We start from the raw sequence: 18748 nt of genomic DNA, 5'->3' as shown, positions 1-18748 counted from the left end.
CGAAAAGTTTCCACGCGTTTCGAAAATGAATTCGAAAACGCCGGCGATTGACGCTCCTTCACGCATCCTCCTACGTTGATCTTTCAACTCCCGTTCCGAGAGGACGTGGAAGATGCGCAGGCGTTTGTTCCTCGGCCTGGCCGCCACCGGCGTGCTCAGCCCCGCCGTGGCCCAGGCCGAGGCGACCGGGCGAACCGGCTGGGCCGGTACCTGGACGTCGATGCCACAGCTGTGCGAACCGCACAACATGCCGCCTCCCCCGTTCACCCAGGACGGCCTGGTGCTGGCCGATGCCACGCTGCGCCAGACCGTCCGGGTGACGGTAGGAGGACGGCGGATGCGGTTGCGCTTCTCCAACGCGTTCGGCGGCGCGGTGCTGCCGATCACCGCGGTCACCGTCGCGCTGCCGAAGGACGGCCGCGCGGGTGTCAGCGCGATCCAGCCGAGCACCGTGCGGCGGGTGACGTTCAACGGGCGGTCCTCTGTGGACGTTCCGAAGGGCGCGCTGATGGTGTCCGATCCGCTGGACTTCCCGCTGAAGCCCGGCATGAACCTCACGGTGACCGCCTATCTCGCGCGCGGGCAGGCGTCCAATGACATCACCTCGCACCCCGGTTCCCGCACCACCTCCCATCTGCTGGCGGGCAACCACGTCGAGTCAGCGGACCTCGTGGGCTCCACACCGACCGACCACTGGTACTTCCTCAGCGGCATCGAGGTGCTCTCGACCGCCTCTGCCGTCGTGATGATCGGCGACTCGCTGACCGACGGCCGGGGCTCCACCACCAACGGCAACGACCGCTGGCCCGACCAGCTCCTGAACCGCATGCCACCCGGCGTCGCGGTGCTGAACCAGGCCGCGGGCGGCAACCGCGTGCTCAACGACGGTCTGGGGCCGAGCGTGCTGGCGCGCCTGGACCGCGATCTGCTGGCACAGAGCGCAGTCCGGTGGTCGATCCTCTTCGAGGGCATCAACGACATCGGCACGGCCGCGACGACGGAAGCCGCCCAGAAGCAGGTGGCCGACGACCTGATCGCCGGCTACCAGCAGATCGTCGACCGGGCGCACGCGCGCGACATCAAGGTGTACGGCGCGACGCTGACCCCGTTCGGAGCCAGCTTCTACGACGAGGGCTTCCGCGAGGAGACAAGGCAGACCGTGAACCGGTGGATCCGCACCAGCCGCCGCTTCGACGCGGTCGTCGACTTCGACGCCGCTGTCCGCGACCCGGCCAACCCGCGGCAGCTCGTCGCCGCCGCGGATGTCGGCGACCACCTGCATCTCAACCCGACGGGCTACCGGATGCTCGCCGAAGCAGTTCCCCTGCGGCTGTTCCGTTAGGACGGCCATGCGAGTCGTCGTCGTTGGCGGAAGCGGGCACATCGGCACGTTCCTCGTGCCCCGGCTGGTGCGAGCCGGCCACGAAGTGATCAACATCAGCCGCGGCGTCCGCGGCGCCTACCTCGACGCGCCCGAATGGGAGCAGGTGCGTCGCGTCGTCGCCGACCGGCAGCGGGAAGACGAGGAAGGCACCTTCGGCGACCGGGTGGCCGGCCTGGCGCCGGACGTCGTCGTCGACCTGGTCTGCTTCACGCTCGACTCGGCCACCGCTCTGGTCGACAGCCTTCGCGGCCGGGCCGGGCACCTGCTGCACTGCGGCTCGATCTGGCGCCACGGCCCCAGTCACCACGGGCCGATCTCCGAGACCTCCGGTACCGCTCCGGTCGGCGAGTACGGCATCCAGAAGGACCGCATCGCCCGGATGCTGAAGGAGGAGACCGCCTCCGGCGGCCTGGTGACCACCTCCCTGCACCCCGGGCACATCGTCGGTCCCGGCTGGCCACCGATCGGTCCGCTGGGAAACCTCGACCCCGCGGTCTGGCACGCGCTGTCGGCCGGGCACCCGTTGCGGATACCCGGCATCGGCGCCGAGCTGATGCACCACGTCCACGCCGACGACGTCGCACACGCCTTCGAACAAGCCGTGGCGCACAGGGACACGGCGGCGGGTGAGGACTTCAACATCGTCGCCCCCACCGCGCTGAACGTCCGCGGGTACGCCCACGCGGCCGCGGGCTGGTTCGGGCAGACCGCGTCGCTGGAGCCGGTGAGCTGGGAGGAGTTCGGCCGGACCACGACGCCGGAGCACGCGGCGACCAGCTGGGAGCACCTCTACCGCAGCCACTGCATCAGCATCGGGAAGGCCAAAGCCCTGCTCGGCTTCGCACCGCGCTACGAACCCGGTCCGGCAGTGCTCGAATCAGTCCGCTGGCTGATCGAACACGACGAGCTGGAGGTGGCCCGGCCGCTCGTCGTCTGACGGAACACCTCATGCCTTCCCGGTGAACGTCCACCTTCCGTGCGGCGCCGACACCACCGACTTGCCGGGCACGTGCACCTCGGCGGTGGAGCCCACCGGCACGTCGACGGTCAGCCGCAGCACGCCGTCGACCTTGGCCCATGCCACACCGATGCGTCCGCGCACGCTCTCGAACTCCAGCCGTGCCCAGGAAATGGTGGTGGCGTTGGGCTTGACGGTGAACGTCCGGTAGCCCGCGTCACCCGGCACCAGCCCGGCGACGTGCTCGTAAAGCCATTGCGCCACAGTGCCTTTGAAGTAGTGGTTGCGAGAGCGGGTGCCGGTGTCCCACATCTCCCACATGGTGTCGGCTCCGTTCGCGAACCAGTGTCCCCAGCTCGGGTACGACCGTTCGGTGGCCATGGCGTGCGCGACGTCGGCGTGTCCGTTGTCGCTCAACGCCTTCAGCAGCACGCTCGCGCCGAGGCAGCCGACGTTGACGTGGTTGCCGCCGGCCTTCACCTCGGCCGCGAGCCGGTCCGCGACGGCCTGGACCGAACCGGCGGGCACCATGCCGAACGCGAGCGGGATGGCGTTGGACGTCTGCCGGTAGTCAGGATCCCTGGCCGTGCGGTAGTAGCCGCTCGGATCGAGGAAGGTCCTGTTGAACACCGACAGCAGACTCGCGGCGACTTCCCGGTACCGCGGCACGGGTTTGCCGATCACGTCACCGAGCTCGGCGGCGTGCAGCAGAGCGCCGTACAGGTACGCCGTCGCGGTCAGCCTCGTGTCCTCCGGCGGCAGGCCACCGGATCCGGGCGGCAGGAAGTCGCCGAGCGCGGTGACGGCGAGCCCGTCCCTGAGCCTGCCGATCTCCCAGTCGAGGTAGCGGGTGAGCACCGGCCAGTGCTGCGCGGGCAGCCGGTCGTCGCCGTAGATCCGGTACATCTCCCGCAGCACGAACGGGTACACGGTCGTCCACTCCGGCGCCGGCGCGAGCTCGCGGTAGCCCCAGCCGCCGCTCGGCACGATCACCGGCAGCTGGCCGGCCGCGTCCTGGCTGTCCGCGAGGTCGCCGAGCCACTTGGTGAAGAACTTCGCCATGCCGAACTCGGCGAGCATCGACGGCGCGCCTACCTGCGCGTCTCCGGTCCAGCCGTTCTTCTCGTAGGTCGGAGTGTCGGTCGGGATGCCGTGCAGGTTGTTCAGGACCGTGCGGCGCATCGCGGCGTCGTACTGCTCGAACAGCGGCTCCGAGCATCGGAACGTGCTCGCTCGCGGCACGTCCGAATGCACGACCCGGCCGACCAGTCGTGGTGCGGCGGTCAGGCCGGTGACCTCGACGTACCGGAAGCCCTTGTAGGAGAACTTCGGTTCCCACGTCTCCTCGCGCCCCGCGCAGACGTACTCGTCGAGCTGGATGCGGTTGCCGGTCACGTGACCGTTCTCCATCCGCACCGTGCCGTCGGGGTTGAGCGTCTCGCCGTGCTTGAGCCGGACCGTCGTGCCCGCGGGCGCGTTCACGGTGAGCTGCGTCCAGCCGGACATAGTGCGGCCCATGTCGGCGACGAACACGCCGGGCTTCGGGGACGTGATGGTCGGCGTGACCGACTCGATCACGCGGATCGGTTCGTGTTCCTGGGCTTTCAGCGTGCCCTTCGGAGCGGGCCTGACCGGTGCGGACTGCCAGGTACGGTCGTCGAAGCCGGGATTGGTCCAGTCTTTCGGGGCCAGGCGGGCGTCGTAGGTCTCGCCGGTGTAGAGCGAGTTCGACACCGTGGGACCGTCGGTGAGCCGCCACGACTCGTCCGAGGCGATGATCGTGCGCGTGCCGTCCGGGTGTTCGATCTCCAGCTGTGCCAGCAGTTTCGGCTCGTCGTGCCACGGCGGCTTCTCCCACCGCCACACGTTCGGCGTCTTCATGCCGTAGAACCCGCGCCCCAGCGTCACACCGATCGCGTTGCGACCGGGCCGGACGAGCGCGGTGACGTCGTGCGTCGCGTACAGCACGGTGTTGTCGTAGTCGGTGAAGCCGGGATCGAGCACCCTGTCACCGACGCGCCGGCCGTTGATCTCGGTCTCGTGGTAGGCCAGCCCGCTGACGTACAACCTCGCGCGCCTGACCGGTTTGCCGAGGCTGAACTCCTTGCGCAGCAACGGTGCGGGCTGTTCCTCGACCGTCACGTTCGAACCCCACGGCCCTTGCCCGTACGGGTCGAGCACGGTCGCCGGGGTCCACGCGCTGTCGTCGAAGTCCGGTGCCTGCCAACCGGTTTGCTCGGTGTCGGCCACCTTCCAGCCGGGCCCGGTGACGATCTCGCGCTGCCCGTCCGGCAGGTCCACGATCAACCGCACCAGCAGTCCAGCCGGCCCAGCCGACCGGTTCGTGGCGCGCACGGCGAGCACGATTCGCCGGCCTTGGACCAGCCTCGTGACGTCGGCGCGTTGGCCGACCTTCCACACGTCCGTCTGCTCCGGCACGTGCAGCGCCTCGGACCCGTTGACGTACAACGTGAAGTCGTCGTCCGCGGTCGCGACAAGCCTCGCCCTGACCGCGTCGGCGGGCAGGTCGACGCGGGTGCGGAACCACCGGCTCTCCGGCGGCGTGGTGGCCGACCAGATCCACGAGGCACCCGTGAAGCCGATCGAGGTGTCCGGCGCGCCGATCCACCGCGCCTGCCACGGCGTGCCGAGCAGCGCGGTCTCCCACCAGCTGTCCGTGCTCCACGCCGAGGGTCTGCCGGCACCGTCCCACACCCGCACCCGCCAGTGGTAACGCGTGCGCGGCCTGAGAGCCTTGCCACCGCAGGGAATCCCGGTGGTGCGATCGGAACTGACCTTCCCGGACTGCCACACGTCGGCACGACCGGGCGCGGTGCCGACCTCGACCTGGTAGGCCGTCTGCCGCGCACCGGTGCCACCCGCCTCGAGCACCCAGCCCAGCCGCGGCGCCGTGACATCCGTGCCCAGCAAGGTCTCCGCGTACTCGACGGTGGTGCGCACGACCCGCAACCCGCTCGCCTTCTCCTGCTCGGCCTGCGCCACCCCGACCGGCAGCGCCGTCGCGGAAAGCCCCACCGCCGATGTCTTCAGGAACACCCGTCGCCGCACGTCGTCTCCACCTTCGTCGCTGGATGAAACGTTTCAATTCCTGAGGCGACAGCCAGGGTCGTTGGGTTTGGCGGAGTGCGTCAAGACGTTCGGTGCAAGCCTGTCCACAACTGGACAGCCGGGTTGAAACGCTTCAATCGCATCGACTCCGTGCTCACCACCGTCTGAGACGGTGGTGAGCACGGCGATCTGACGATCAGGAGCACTTGCGCCCTTCGTTCACGCACTTCACGATCTGTGCCATCGTCTGTTCGGAGTTGACGTTGACGTAGTCGTTGTGGTCGGAGAACGGGTTGTGGTTCTCCTCCGGGAACGCGTCGAGCTGGTACTGGCCCTTCTCCTGCACGTCCCGCGGGATGTTGTAGGAGATGCTGATCCGCAGCTGCGGGATGGCCTTGGTGCCGCTCGGGCACTTGCCGGAGTTCTTGTCCGCGAACTTGACGTGGTCGCGGTGGTTGGCGCTGTCGGTGTTCTTGCCGTCCCAGCAGCTGGCGAAGTCGTGCACGCGCATGACCTTGCTGCCGTTCGGGCAGATCACGTACTTGTCCGACAGCCGGTCCTCGAACCCGCTGCAGGTCCAGGTGGCACGGGCGTTGGCGGGGCCGCGGCTGGTCGGCTTCGCGTCTCCGACGATCATCTTCAGGAACTTCGGCATGGCGGTGACCTTGCTGGCCGCGTTGCCCCGGTACTCGATCTTCACCTGGGCCGGCCGTTCGATCTTGCCGTTGTTGCCGACGAGCTCCAGGTTCGGGCCAGAGGGAACCGCTAGGGCCGCGTCGCCGCCGCCGTTGTTGTTACCCGCGTTGTTGCCGTTGTTGCCACCGTTGTTGTTGCCGCCGTTGTTGTTACCACCGTTGTTGTTGCCGCCGTTGTTGTTACCACCGTTGTTGTTGCCGCCGCCGTTGTCGTTGCTGAGCTTGCACGGCGCCAGGCGTTCCAGACCCTGCGGCTTCTGGACGTTGCGACCGATCGCGATGGCCATCCGGTCGATCGTGGCGACCCGCTTGTCCTTCAGCGGTCCCAGAATGGCGTTGTTGATGAAGTTCGGGCCGCCCTGCCCCTTGCTGGTCACGATCCGCTGGTTGGCCTCGGCGATCTGCTTGTCCAGCAACGCGAGGTTGCGGTCCACCTCCGCGATCGCCTGGTCCGGCACGGCACCCAGCTCGCCGCGCACCGACGGGCACTTCACAGTCGGCGTCGCATCGTCGCCGTTGCCGCCCGGCTGGCCGGCGAACTTGCGCGGAGCCTGGCCGTGGTCGCCGTGCTGGCCGTGGCCCTCCGAGCCGCCCTGCTGACCGCTGAACTTGCGCGGCGCCTGGCCGTTGCCGCCGTGTCCGGCGCCGAAGAACATCTCGCAGTCGGCGAGCGAGGTCAGGTTCGGCTTGGGCGCGCTGCGGCCGATCGCGATCGCCATGCGGTCCAGCGTGGCCACGCGCTTGTCGCGCAGCGGGCCGAGGATCGCGTTGTTGACGAAGTTCGGGTCACCGGGGTTCTCGTTGCGCGCCACCCGGTCGTTGGCCTCCTTGAGCTGCTTGTCCAGCAGCTCGAGGTTGCGGTCCACCTCGCCGCGCGCCTGCTGTGGCACGGCGGGCAGCCGGTCCTTGACCGACGGACAGGCGATGTGGGGTGCGCCCGCCTCCTTGATCTTGTCCGGCCCGGACCCCGACGAGTTCACGTTCGCCTTGGGGTTGATCCGCACGACCGGCCAGAAGTACGACGACTTGTCACCGTTCTTGCAGGTCGTCTCGGAGTCCGCGAGGCTCTCGTCGCTCGAGTCGGCGCTGATCGACAGGTTGCCGACGAAGTCGTGGACGTGCTGGGCACCGTGGGGCAGCCCTGGCTGGGCGACCGGGTTGTCGGCACTGAACTTGCCGCTCTCGTTCGTGCCGCAGTCGACGGTGAACACGCCACTGGCACCGTTTTGCTGCACCTTCGGCGTGACGACGTTCTTGGCGACCTGCTCAATGCGCACGAACGCGCCGACTGGCGCCGGCTCGCCGTCCTTGGCGGCCAGCGCCACGGTAGCGGTGCCTGCGGCCACGACGGCGACCGCCGACAACGAGGCGATCAGGCGGAACTTCCGTCTGTCGGCTTCGCGGTGTGTCATTCGTCCTCCTCGCTCATGCCGTGCATGATCGGGAGTACGTGCCAGGAGCCCTTCCGGATCAATCGGAAGTGCTGCGTCACAAGTTGATTGAGAACTCAGGCCTCGTTCGGGTAGGAAGCGCTTTCCGGCTGCCGCGGTGTGAACGTCACTCTGACAGCACCAGGTGGTAACTTGAGGTGACCGTCCACGCTCTCACCGGTGAGCAGTTCGGTCCCCGTGGCCGGGATCAGTTCCGTCTCGTCCGTGTGGTTGATCGCGAACAGGTACCGCCCCTGCTCCCCCTCCCGTTCGACCACCTCGACGTCGCGGGGCAGGTCGCGCGAGGAGATCCCGGCCTCCGCGCTCGCGGCGACCAGCACGGCGTCGAGCCCGTCCTCCCCCAGACACGTCGACACGTACCAGGCGCTGCCCGTCCCGAACGGATGCCGGGTGACTGCGGGCAGGCCGGCGGCAGGGCCGTCCACGTAGGACCACACCGGCACGGCGCCGCGCAACGTCACGACCTCGGACCACACGTCACCCGCCATCCCGCTGTCGAGGCGCACCCGCTCACCGGCGCGCAGCGGCGTGAACTCCTCCACCGTCAGGCCGAGCACGTCCCGCAACGCGCCGGGGTGCGGACCGTCGTGGATGGTGTCGTGCTCGTCCACGATCCCGGAGAAGCACGACACGACCAGGACGCCGCCGTTCTCGGCGTACCGGCGCAGGTTGGCCGACGCGGCCTCCGTCATCGCGTACAGCGCTGGCACCACGACCAGCGGATAGCCGCTCAGGTCGGCTTCCGGGTGCGCGAAGTCGCCGGTGAGGTGCAGGTCGTACGTGGCGGCGTACCAGGCTTCCGCCCGCTCGCGGGCGTCGAGGTCGGCGCTGGGCCGCCACTCCTGCCGCTGCGCCCACCACGACTGCCAGTCCCACAGCAGCGCGATGTCCGCGACCACGCGGCTGCCGCGCAGTGCGGCGAGCGCGCCCAGGGCCTCGCCGAGGCGCACGACCTCCCGCCAGATCCGGCTCTCCGTGCCGGCGTGCGGCAGCATCGCCGAGTGGAACTTCTCGGCGCCGAACCGGGAAGCCCGCCACTGGAAGAACATCGCGCCGTCAGAGCCGCGGGCGACGTGCGCGAGACTGTTGCGCGCCATCTCCCCGCGACTCTTGGCGATGTTGCGGCGTTGCCAGTTCACCGCACTGGTGGAGTGCTCCAGCAGCAGCCACGGCCGGCCGCCGGCCAGCGAACGCGTCAGGTCGGCGGTCATCGCGAGGTTCACGTGCGCGCGCTCGTTCTCGGCGATCAGGTAGTGGTCGTTGGTGACGACGTCCACCTCGCGCGCCCAGGACCAGTAGTCGATCGACTGGCACTGGGACAGCGCGGCGTGGAAGTTCGTGGTGATGGGGACGCCGGGTGACGCCTCGCGCAGGACGTCCCTCTCCCGCTTGAAGTTCGCGAGCATCGCGTCGTTGGTGAACCGCTCCCAGTCGAGCTGCTGGGCGGGGTTGCCGGCGGTCGGGGTGAGGCGTGGCGGCTGCACCTGTTCCCAGCGGTTGTAGGTCTGGCCCCAGAACGTGGTGCCCCACGCCTCGTTGAGCTCCTTGACCGTGGTGTAGCGGTCGGTGAGCCAGCGGCGGAACGCGGCCGCCGCGAGGTCGCAGTAGCAGGCGCTCACCGGTGCGCCGTACTCGTTGTGAACGTGCCACATCGCGAGGGCGGGGTGCTCGCCGTAGCGACGCCCGAGCTGCCGGGTGATCGACACCGTGGCCTGCTGGTAGGCGGGCGCGTGGTGGCAGATCGTGCCCCGGCCGCCGAACGCGTACCGCACGCCCTCGCGGGACACCGGCAGCGCCATCGGGAACTTCTCGTAGAACCAGGCGGGCGGCACGACCGTCGGCGTGCCGAGGTCGACGCGGATCCCGTTGTCGTGCAACAGGTCCATCAGCCCGTCCAGCCAGCCGAAGTCGTACTGGCCCGGCTCGGGTTCCAGCTGGGCCCAGGTGAAGATCCCGATGCTGACCATCGTCACCCCGGCCTCGCGCATGAGGCGGACGTCCTCCTGCCACACCGGTTCCGGCCACTGCTCGGGGCTGTAGTCACCGCCGTACGCCATGGCCTCCAACCCGATCGGCCAGTGCCGCCGCTCCATTCGCACCCCTGTCTCTGTGATCGTGCACAGCGAAGGAACCCGTCCAAGAACGTGCTCCCAACCGTACATTTCGCCTATTGCCCGTGTCGAGGACGCGTCTCTACTGTGAACGTGCACAGCCCACCAGCCTCCCCCCGACATCGGAGGAACGGATGCAGCGCCGCACCGCCCTCGCAGTCATCGCACTCGCCGGCTCCCTCGCGCTCACCGGATGTGACGGCGGAACCCCTGCCGCGACCGGCCCGGTCGAGCTGACCATGTGGTCCTGGGCAAGCCTGCAGAAGGTCGCGGAAATGTGGAACGCCGACCATCCCGACATCAAGGTCACCGTGCAGGAGCAGGGAGGTGGCGACGAACTCGTCACCAAGGTCATCACCGCCGCGAAGGCGGGCGACGGACCGGATCTGGTGCAGGCGGAGTACCAGATGATCCCGACTCTGGTGTCCAACGACGTGCTCACCGACGTCGCGGAGTTCGCCGGTGGCGCCGAGGACTCGTTCTCGGAAAGCGTCTGGAAGCAGGTGACCCTGGGCTCCCCCGCGGTCTACGCGATTCCGCAGGACACCGCTCCCCTCGCACTCTTCTACCGCGAGGACCTCTTCACGCAGTTCGGCCTCGCGGTGCCGAAGACGTGGACCGAGTTCGCCGAGACGGCTCGTCAGCTCAAGCAGAAGGACCCTAACCGCGCACTGACCACCTTCTCCAGCAATGACGCGGGACTTTTCGCCGGACTCTCCCAGCAGGCGGGAGCGACCTGGTGGCAAACGTCCGGCGACACCTGGAAAGTCGGCGTCGACGACGAGTCCTCGCGCAAGGTCGCCGACTTCTGGGGCGGCCTGGTGAAGGACGGAGTCATTGATAACCAACCGATGTACACGCTCGCGTGGAACAAGGCGCTGAACGACGGCACTCAGATCGCCTGGGTGAGCGCGGTCTGGGCGCCGGGCACGCTGACCACCAGCGCGCCGGACACCAAGGGGAAGTGGAAGATGGCGCCGCTGCCGCAGTGGACCGCCGGGGCGACCAAGACCGGCAGCTGGGGCGGTTCGGCCACCGGAATCACCGGCAAGGCGGCCAAGAGCGGCAAGGCGCAGGCCGCCGCGAAGTTCGCCACCTGGCTCAACACCGACCCCAAGGCCATTGCCGCGCTGGTGAAGGAAGCGGGTGTCTACCCGGCCGCCACCGCCGCGCAGAGCAGCGGCGCGCTCACCACCCCGGAGTTCTTCCAGAACCAGCCCGACTTCTACGCGCTCGCGGCCGACATCGCGAAGGGCACCGCGGCGGCGGGCTGGGGACCGAACGTGAACGTCGCCTACAACACCTTCAAGGACGCGTTCGGCAAGGCGGCCACCGAGAAGTCGTCGTTCCCCGCCGCGCTCAGGACGGTGCACGAGACGACTGTCGCGGACATGAAGAAAAACGGCTTCAAGATCGAGGGCTGAGATGGCTCACACCAGGCGGCTCGTGCCGTACGGCTTCCTCGCGCCCGCGATCGTCCTGTTCGGACTGTTCTTCGCACTGCCGATCGGCTACGCCGTCCACCTGAGCCTGCACTCTTTGCAGGTCAAGGGCCTGGGACTCGGCCGCAACGCCCGTGAGGAGGTGTGGGTCGGGCTGGACAACTACGCCACCGCGCTGGCCGACCCGGAGCTCCTCGCGGGCGCGGGCCGGGTCCTGCGGTACGGGGCGATGCTCGTGCCCGCGATGCTCGGTCTCGCGCTGCTGTTCGCGTTGCTGCTGGACCTGCCGCGCACGAGGTTCCGCGCGTTCTCCCGGCTCGCGATCTTCCTGCCCTACGCGGTGCCCGGCATCATCGCCTCGCTGCTGTGGGGGTTCCTCTACCTGCCGAGCGTCAGCCCCGGCTACTTCCTGCTGAACGCGGCCGGGTGGAGCGGTCCCGACCTGCTGCACGGCGACGGGTTGTTCCTGGCGCTCACCAACATCTCGGTGTGGGGTGGCACGGGCTTCAACATGGTCGTGATCTACACCGCGCTGCGTGCCGTCCCGCCCGAGCTGTACGAGTCGGCACGGCTGGACGGCTGTTCCGAGGCGCAGATCGCGTGGCGGATCAAGATCCCGCTGATCAGGCCGTCGCTCGTGCTGACGTTCTTCTTCTCCACCATCGCCACGCTGCAGGTGTTCGCGGAACCGATGACGCTGCGACCGCTGACCAACTCGCTGACCTTCACCTGGAGCCCGTACATGAAGGTCTACCGGGACGCTTTCGTGCAGGGCGGCCTTCACTCCGCCGCCGCGACGGCCGTGGTGATCGCGGCGGTCACGCTGCTGCTCTCGTTCAGCTTTCTCAAGCTGGTCAACAGACGGGCCGCGTCGTGAAGCGCCGCACGTCGTGGGTGCCGACGCTCGTGTTGCTGCTGGGCGCGGTGTACTGCCTGATCCCCGTGCTGTGGGTGCTGATGGCGGCGACGAAGAGCCGCAGCGAGCTGTTCAGCACCTTCACGTTCCTGCCCGGCAGCGGGCTGTGGTCGAACCTCGCCGAGCTCACCGCGTACCGCGACGGGGTGTACTGGCTGTGGATGCTCAACTCGGCGCTGTACGCCGGGGTGGGCGCGCTGCTGTCCGCCGTGGTGTCGGCGGTGAGCGGGTACGCGCTGGCCAAGTTCGACTTCCGCGGCCGCGGCGTCATCTTCACCGTGATCCTCACCGGTGTGCTGATGCCGCCGATCACGCTGGCCGTGCCGCAGTACCTCCTGCTGGCGAAGGTCGACCTGGCCGGGACGTACTGGTCGGTGCTGCTGCCCAGCATCCTCAGCCCGTACGGCATCTACCTGGCCCGCGTGTACGCCGCCGCCGCCGTGCCGGACGAGGTGCTGGAGGCCGCCAGGATGGACGGGGCCCGTGAGCTGCGGCTCTTCACCTCGATCGCCTGGCCGATGATGCTGCCGGGGCTGGTGACGATCTTCCTGTTCCAGTTCGTCGCGATCTGGAACAACTTCCTGCTGCCCTACGTCATGCTCGCCGACGACGGCACGTTCCCGGTCACGGTCGGCCTCTACAGCCTGCTGCAGCAGGGCGCGAGCAGACCCGCCCTCTACACCCTCGTGATCACCGGCGCACTGCTGTCGATCATTCCCCTGATCGCGCTGTTCCTGGGCTTGCAGCGCTACTGGCGGGTCGATCTGCTGTCGGGAGTCGTAAAGTCGTGACCACCAACCGGAGCAGATGAGGGCCGATGACGGACACAGCGCCACGACGGCGGGCACGCGCTCAGCGGCCGCCGACGATCATCGACGTCGCCGAGCACGCCGGTGTCTCCCGTGGCACGGTGTCACGCGTTCTGCAGGGCGGGCACAACGTGAGCCCCGCCGCCAGGGAGGCCGTCGACGCCGCGATCCGCAAGCTCGGCTACGTGGTGAACCGCGCGGCCCGCAGCCTCGTGACCCAGCGGGCCGGTTCGGTCGCGTTCCTGCTGTCGGAGACCCAGGACCGGCTGTTCGCCGACCCCAACTTCACCACGCTGCTCACCGGGTGCACCACCGCCCTGGGCGAGCACGACATCCCGCTCATCCTGATCACCGCGGGCACCGACGCCGAACGCCGCCGCATCCTGCCGTTCCTGTCGGCGCACCACGTCGACGGAGTGCTGCTGATCTCCTCGCACCGCGGCAACCCGATGATCGAGCACCTGCGCCGGGCGAACCTGCCGTTCGTGTGCTGCGGCAAGCCGCTCGGCGAGCGCGGCACGCTGTCCTACGTCGCGTCCGACGACCTGGAGGGCGCCAGGACGATGGTGCGCCACCTGATCGAGTCCGGCCGCAGGCGCGTCGCGACCATCGCCGGCCCGCAGGACATGCCCGGCGGGCTCGAACGGCTGCAGGGCTACCGCGAGATGCTCGCCGAGCACGGCATCGCGTACGACAAGCGGCTGGTCACGACCGGCGACTACAGCCGGGCGAGCGGTGAGGCGTGCATGCAGCAGCTGCTCGCCACGGCGAAGGACATCGACGCGGTGTTCGTCGCGTCCGACCTGATGGCCGACGGAGCGCTGGCGGCGATCGAGCGGGCGGGCCTGCGTGTGCCCGATGACATCGCTGTCGGCGGTTTCGACGACTCACCGGCCGCGACGGCCGTCCATCCCCCGCTCACGACGATCCGCCAGCCGTGGAGCCGGATCAGCGAGATGATGGTGCGCCAGCTGCTCGCACAGATCGCCGGCGAGGGACCCGCGACGGTCATCCTGCCCACCGAGCTCGTGGTCCGCGAGTCCGCTTGATCTTTCTCGACGAATTGGGACGCATTCGACTGAATTCGACTGTGCACGTTCACATCATTCGACATTCTCACTCTTGAATAGATCTCTCAATTGCGGTTCTATCAATGTAGATGCCGCGCACGAACACTGTGCACGTTCACAGAACTCAAAGGAGAGATCTCATGACCGCGCACGGCACCAGCCGCGCGGGAAGAGCCGCCGCTTTCCTGTCGGTGCTGGCACTTTCCGCGACGCTGCCGGCCCCTGCCGCCTCCGCCGCGTCGCTGACCATGCGAGGCGCCGACGTCTCGACCGTCCAAAGGGCATTGGAGCTCGGGGCGGAGTACTACGACGCGAACGGCACCGCCAGGGATCCGCTCGACGTCCTCCAGGGTGTCGGCGTCAACTACGTCCGCCTGCGCATCTGGAACAACCCGCGCAGCGGCTACAACAACAAGGCCAAGGTCCTGCAGTACGCGAAGACCGCGAAGGCCAAGGGCCTCAAGCTGCTCGTCGACTTCCACTACTCCGACACGTGGGCGGACCCAGGCAAGCAGGCCAAACCCGCGGCCTGGGCGAACCACGGCATCAGCCAGTTGCAAACGGACGTCTACAACTACACCTACGACGTCTGCAACAGCCTCAAGGCACAGGGAACCGCGCCGGACAGCGTGCAGATCGGCAACGAGATCAACACCGGCATGCTGTGGGACGACGGCAGAGTCGTCAACAGCAACTTCACGAACCTCGGCCGTCTGCTCAAGGCCGGTTACAACGCCACGAAAGCGTGCAACCGGAGCACCCAGGTGATCATCCACACCGCGAACGTCCGCACCGGTCCACGCTGGTTCTACGACGGCATTCGCGCCCAGGGCGTCCAGTGGGACATCACCGCCCTGTCGTACTACTGCTACTGGCACGGCAGCATGTCCGCGATGGCCGGCGTGGTGGCCGACGTGCGGTCGCGGTACGGCAAGCCGGTCGTCCTCGCCGAGACCGCTTACCCGTACACCACGGCGAACCACGACGGCACGGCGAACGTGATCAGCGCCGCGCAGCCGTGCGCGGGCTATCCGGCGACGCCCGCCGGGCAGGCGGCCAACTTCACCGCCGTGCAGAACACGGCCCGCAACGCCGGTGCGATCGGCGTCTTCTACTGGGAGCCCACCTGGCACGCCGTGCGCGGCAACGGCTGGGACCCCGCCGACATCGCCAACTCCGGCAACGGCTGGGAGAACCAGGCCGTGTTCGACCGCACCGGGCGCCTGCTGCCCGGCATCCGCTGGACGTCCTGACAACGATGTTCCGCTAGCTCCGAGTTCTCTTTCGCCGCCCCTGCCAAGGAAGAGGTACCTCGTCATGCCCGGAATCCGTCTGCTGCGCCGAGCGGCGATCGCCTGCACGGCCGCCGTCCTCGCGTCCACCGTCGCCGCGGTTCCGGCGGCCGCCGCCGACAACCCCTACCAACGCGGGCCGAACCCGACCCGCGAGAGCGTCGCCGCCAGCCGCGGCACCTTCGCCACGGCCGAGACGAGCGTGGGCGGCGGCAACGGCTTCGCCGCGGCGAAGATCTACTACCCGACCGACACCGGCCAGGGGAAGTTCGGCGCGATCGCCGTCGTGCCCGGCTACACGGCGACGTGGGCGGCAGAAGGCGCGTGGATGGGGCATTGGCTGGCCTCGTTCGGGTTCGTCGTGATCGGCATCGACACGCTCAGCCGCAACGACTGGGACGTCGCGCGCGGCACCCAGTTGCTGGCCGCGCTCGACTACCTGACCCAGCGCAGCTCGGTGCGCGACCGGGTCGACGCGACCCGGCTCGCGGTGATGGGCCACTCGATGGGCGGTGGCGGCGCCATCTCCGCCGCCCTGCGCCGGCCGTCGCTGAAGACCGCGATCGGCAACGCGCCGTTCAGCGCCTCGCAGAACCTGAACAACATGCAGATCCCCACCGCGCTGCTGGCAGGTCAGCGGGACGGGACGACCACCCCCTCGTCGATCTCCGGCTACTACAACCAGATCCCCGCAGGCGTCGAGAAGATGTACCTCGACCTCACCGGCGCCGGACACGGTTTTCCCACCTCGAACAACTCGGTGATGACGCGCAAGGTCATCCCGTGGATGAAGATCTTCATCGACAACGACACGCGCTACCACCAGTTCCTGTGCCCGTTGATGGACAACACCGGGATCTCGGCCTACCGCAGCACCTGCCCGCTGATTCCCGGTGACCCGACGCCTCCCGCGGACACCTACAGCCTGGTGGGCGCTGCCTCTGGCAAGTGCGCGGACGTCGAGGGCGTGTCCCAGGCGAACGGCGCCAGGCTGCTCCTGTGGACCTGCAACGGTCAGGTCAACCAGCGGTGGACCCAGACCGCCGCCGGTGAGCTGCGTGTCTACGACAACCCGAAGTGCATGGACGCGGGCGCTTCCGCTCAGGGCACACGGGTGACGATCAACGCCTGCAACGGCGGCAACAGTCAGAAGTGGACGGTCAACGCCAACGGCACGGTCACGAACGCCGCTTCCGGGCGTTGCCTCGACGCCGGCGGCACGGCCGACAACTCGCCGGTCGTGGTGAACACCTGCACCGGTGGCTCCAGCCAGAACTGGAGCAAGCGGTCATGAGCGGCACCTCTCCGTTCACCGGCTACAACTTCGTCAACATGTGACAGGAGAACCGTGTACCTCAAGCGTCTGGCGCTCCTCACGGCCGCACTGAACGCGGCCGTGCTGGCGCCGATCCCCGCGTCGGCCGCACTGCCACCGCAGTGCTCAGGCACCGCGCCGATCAGGTGCAGCTTCAACCTCGCCCCCGGCAACTACGACGTCACCGTGGAACTGGGAAGCACCAGCAAGGCCGCCAACACCTCCATGTCCGTGGAGGCACGCAGGCAGATCCTCAACCCCGTCTCCGCCACCTCCGGCCAGCTCGTCCGCACCAGGGCGACGGTCAACGTCCGCAGCCCGGAGGGGCAACCCACCGGGCAGGGCGGTACGGGCACGTCCGGCCTGCAGATCACGTTCAGCGGCACCGCACCCGCGGTCAACTCGCTGACCGTGACCCCCGCGCAGGCTCCCCTGGTGGCGTACCTCGCCGGCGACTCGACCGTCTGCGACCAGCCGACCGCGCCCTACACCGGCTGGGGTCAGTACCTGCCGTCGCGGATCCGTGAAGGCGCGGTCGTCGCCAACTACGGCGACTCCGGCGAGAGCTCGGGCAGCTTCCTGTCCAACCGCGCGCTGTTCCCCACGATGAAGCCGCTGATCAAGAGCAAGGACCTGGTGTTCATCCAGCTCGGGCACAACGACAAGACCACGAGCGCGACCACGTTCCGCGACAACCTCGCCAAGTTGGTCAGCGGCGTCCGGGAGCGCGGCGGCGTCCCGGTGCTGATGACCCCGCCGGTGCGCAGGTTGTTCAGCGGCGACCGGCTCACCGGTGCCGCGCTGCACGTCAACAGCGTGGGCGTCGACCTGCCCGCGGTGATCAGGGCGCTGGGCCGCAGCGCGAACGTGCCGGTGATCGACCTGACCGCGAAGAGCAAGGCCCTGGTCGAGTCGATGGGACCGTCGGCGTCCCAAGCCCTCTACCTCACGAGGGAGGCGGGCGACAACACCCACTTCTCCGCGCGAGGCGGCGCGGAGATGGCTGGACTCGTCGTGCAAGGCGTGCGTGAGCTGAACCTGCCGTTGGTCAGCTACCTGCGCTGAGCCCATCCAGCCGCTGGCCCTGGCGTGGCGGCGCCAGGGCCAGTTTCCAAATCCGCCCTTCCCGGAAAGGAGGCGCCATGCCACGACTGTCCGCGGTCGCCCTGCTGGTGAGCGCGCTTCTCGCCGTCCCCCTCAGCGCTTCGGCCGCACCGGTGACGGTGACCAACGGAACCCAGTTCACCGACACGTCCGGCAACGTCGTGCACGCCCACGGCGGCGGCATGATCAAGGTCGGTGCGCACTACTACTGGTTCGGTGAGAACCGCAATCCCGACAACACCTTCAAGGCGGTGTCGGTCTACCGCTCGACGGACCTGAAGACGTGGGAGTTCCGCAACAACGTCCTCACCAACTCGTCAGCCACCGAACTGCGTCTGGCGAACATCGAACGACCGAAGGTCATCTACAACAGCACCACCCGCCAGTTCGTCATGTGGATGCACAAGGAGAACGGCCGGGACTACAGCGAGGCCCGCGCCGCCGTCGCCACCTCGTCCACGGTGGACGGCAACTACACGTGGCGCGGCAGCTTCCGCCCGTTCGGTCACATGTCCCGCGACATCACGTTGTTCAAGGACGACGACGGGACCGCCTACATGGCCTCCGCCGCACGCAACAACGCCGACCTCCACCTGTACCGGCTCAACGCCGACTACACCCAGGTCAGCACGCTGGTGCGAGTGCTGTGGCGAGGCGTCTCCCGCGAATCTCCCACCTTCTTCAAACGGAACGGCGTCTACTTCCTGGTCACCTCCGGGGCGACCTACTGGAACCCCAACCAGCAGAAGTACGCGACCGCGACCAGCATGACCGGAACGTGGAGCGGGCTCGCGAACGTCGGCGACTCCACCGCCTACCGCAGCCAGACCGCGTTCGTACTGCCGGTGCAGGGCACCGCGACCACGTCCTACCTGTACCTCGGCGATCGCTGGGCGGGAGCGTGGAACCGTCCGGTCAACGAGTCGCAGTACGTGTGGCTGCCGCTGAAGTTCCCCACTCCCAGGACCATCACCATGTCCTGGCACCAGAGGATCAGCATCGACACCGCCACCGGTGTCGTGCAGGGCCTCTGACCCGAGTTCGCGCACGGACCGGCCCTGGTGACGGCGAGGTCACCAGGGCCGGCGTGACCACCGGGGCGGGCGTGCTGACTTCGGGGTCGCGCCCGCAC

General features: G+C 68.5%; 13 protein-coding genes. 10 read left to right on the top strand and 3 right to left on the bottom strand.

What is annotated here, in order from left to right; genetic code table 11:
* Positions 1 to 112: 112 nt before the first annotated feature.
* Positions 113 to 1342, top strand: coding sequence for an SGNH/GDSL hydrolase family protein (locus ABFX45_RS03060; RefSeq protein WP_346127392.1), 1230 nt, complete (start codon positions 113 to 115; stop codon positions 1340 to 1342).
* A 7-nt stretch (positions 1343 to 1349) separates the two neighbouring features.
* The gene (locus ABFX45_RS03055; RefSeq protein WP_346127390.1) at positions 1350 to 2321 is read left to right on the top strand and encodes an NAD-dependent epimerase/dehydratase family protein; all 972 of its coding nucleotides are present in this window, start codon (positions 1350 to 1352) and stop codon (positions 2319 to 2321) included.
* Between the two features lie 9 nt (positions 2322 to 2330).
* Here the strand turns inward: ABFX45_RS03055 and ABFX45_RS03050 are convergent, their stop codons facing one another.
* From ABFX45_RS03050 to ABFX45_RS03040, 3 genes are all read right to left on the bottom strand, one after another.
* Positions 2331 to 5411 carry a family 78 glycoside hydrolase catalytic domain gene (locus ABFX45_RS03050; RefSeq protein ID WP_346127388.1) on the bottom strand — a complete coding sequence of 1027 codons (3081 nt, stop codon included), beginning with the start codon at positions 5409 to 5411 and terminating at the stop codon, positions 2331 to 2333.
* Positions 5412 to 5607: 196 nt separating this feature from the next.
* Positions 5608 to 7518: a DUF1996 domain-containing protein gene (locus tag ABFX45_RS03045; RefSeq protein WP_346127386.1), complete on the bottom strand. Its 1911-nt coding sequence runs from the start codon at positions 7516 to 7518 to the stop codon at positions 5608 to 5610.
* 95 nt (positions 7519 to 7613) lie between these two features.
* Positions 7614 to 9650: a beta-galactosidase gene (locus ABFX45_RS03040; protein WP_346127384.1), complete on the bottom strand. Its 2037-nt coding sequence runs from the start codon at positions 9648 to 9650 to the stop codon at positions 7614 to 7616.
* 152 nt (positions 9651 to 9802) lie between these two features.
* Between ABFX45_RS03040 and ABFX45_RS03035 the strand changes: the two genes are divergently transcribed.
* The 8 genes from ABFX45_RS03035 to ABFX45_RS03000 all read left to right on the top strand — a co-directional run bounded on the left by ABFX45_RS03035 (position 9803) and on the right by ABFX45_RS03000 (position 18650).
* Entirely contained in the window at positions 9803 to 11092 is a 1290-nt protein-coding gene (locus ABFX45_RS03035; RefSeq protein ID WP_346127382.1) for an ABC transporter substrate-binding protein, read from the top strand.
* A 1-nt stretch (position 11093) separates the two neighbouring features.
* Complete coding sequence (locus ABFX45_RS03030) at positions 11094 to 11987, top strand: carbohydrate ABC transporter permease (protein ID WP_109639597.1); 894 nt, start codon at positions 11094 to 11096, stop codon at positions 11985 to 11987.
* Positions 11984 to 12817, top strand: coding sequence for a carbohydrate ABC transporter permease (locus ABFX45_RS03025; RefSeq protein WP_233440030.1), 834 nt, complete (start codon positions 11984 to 11986; stop codon positions 12815 to 12817). Before ABFX45_RS03030 ends, ABFX45_RS03025 begins: the two co-directional genes overlap by 4 nt.
* Positions 12818 to 12843: 26 nt before the next feature.
* Positions 12844 to 13884, top strand: a complete 1041-nt coding sequence (locus ABFX45_RS03020; protein WP_109639598.1) for a LacI family DNA-binding transcriptional regulator — start codon at positions 12844 to 12846, stop codon at positions 13882 to 13884.
* A gap of 161 nt (positions 13885 to 14045) precedes the next feature.
* Positions 14046 to 15158 (top strand): glycoside hydrolase family 53 protein, encoded by a 1113-nt coding sequence (locus ABFX45_RS03015; RefSeq protein WP_346127378.1) that lies wholly within the window; start codon positions 14046 to 14048, stop codon positions 15156 to 15158.
* A 64-nt stretch (positions 15159 to 15222) separates the two neighbouring features.
* Positions 15223 to 16491 carry a poly(ethylene terephthalate) hydrolase family protein gene (locus ABFX45_RS03010; protein WP_346127376.1) on the top strand — a complete coding sequence of 423 codons (1269 nt, stop codon included), beginning with the start codon at positions 15223 to 15225 and terminating at the stop codon, positions 16489 to 16491.
* Positions 16492 to 16545: 54 nt separating this feature from the next.
* Complete coding sequence (locus tag ABFX45_RS03005) at positions 16546 to 17577, top strand: rhamnogalacturonan acetylesterase (RefSeq protein ID WP_346127374.1); 1032 nt, start codon at positions 16546 to 16548, stop codon at positions 17575 to 17577.
* Positions 17578 to 17654: 77 nt separating this feature from the next.
* A complete protein-coding gene (locus ABFX45_RS03000) occupies positions 17655 to 18650 on the top strand; it encodes a family 43 glycosylhydrolase (protein ID WP_346127372.1) in 996 nt (331 codons plus the stop codon).
* Positions 18651 to 18748 lie beyond the last annotated feature (98 nt).

The organism is Lentzea roselyniae, from assembly GCF_039537795.1.
Taxonomy (GTDB): Bacteria; Actinomycetota; Actinomycetes; order Mycobacteriales; family Pseudonocardiaceae; genus Lentzea; species Lentzea atacamensis.
Note: the sequence above shows the minus strand (reverse complement) of the source record. Positions and strands in the feature narration are given on the sequence as shown.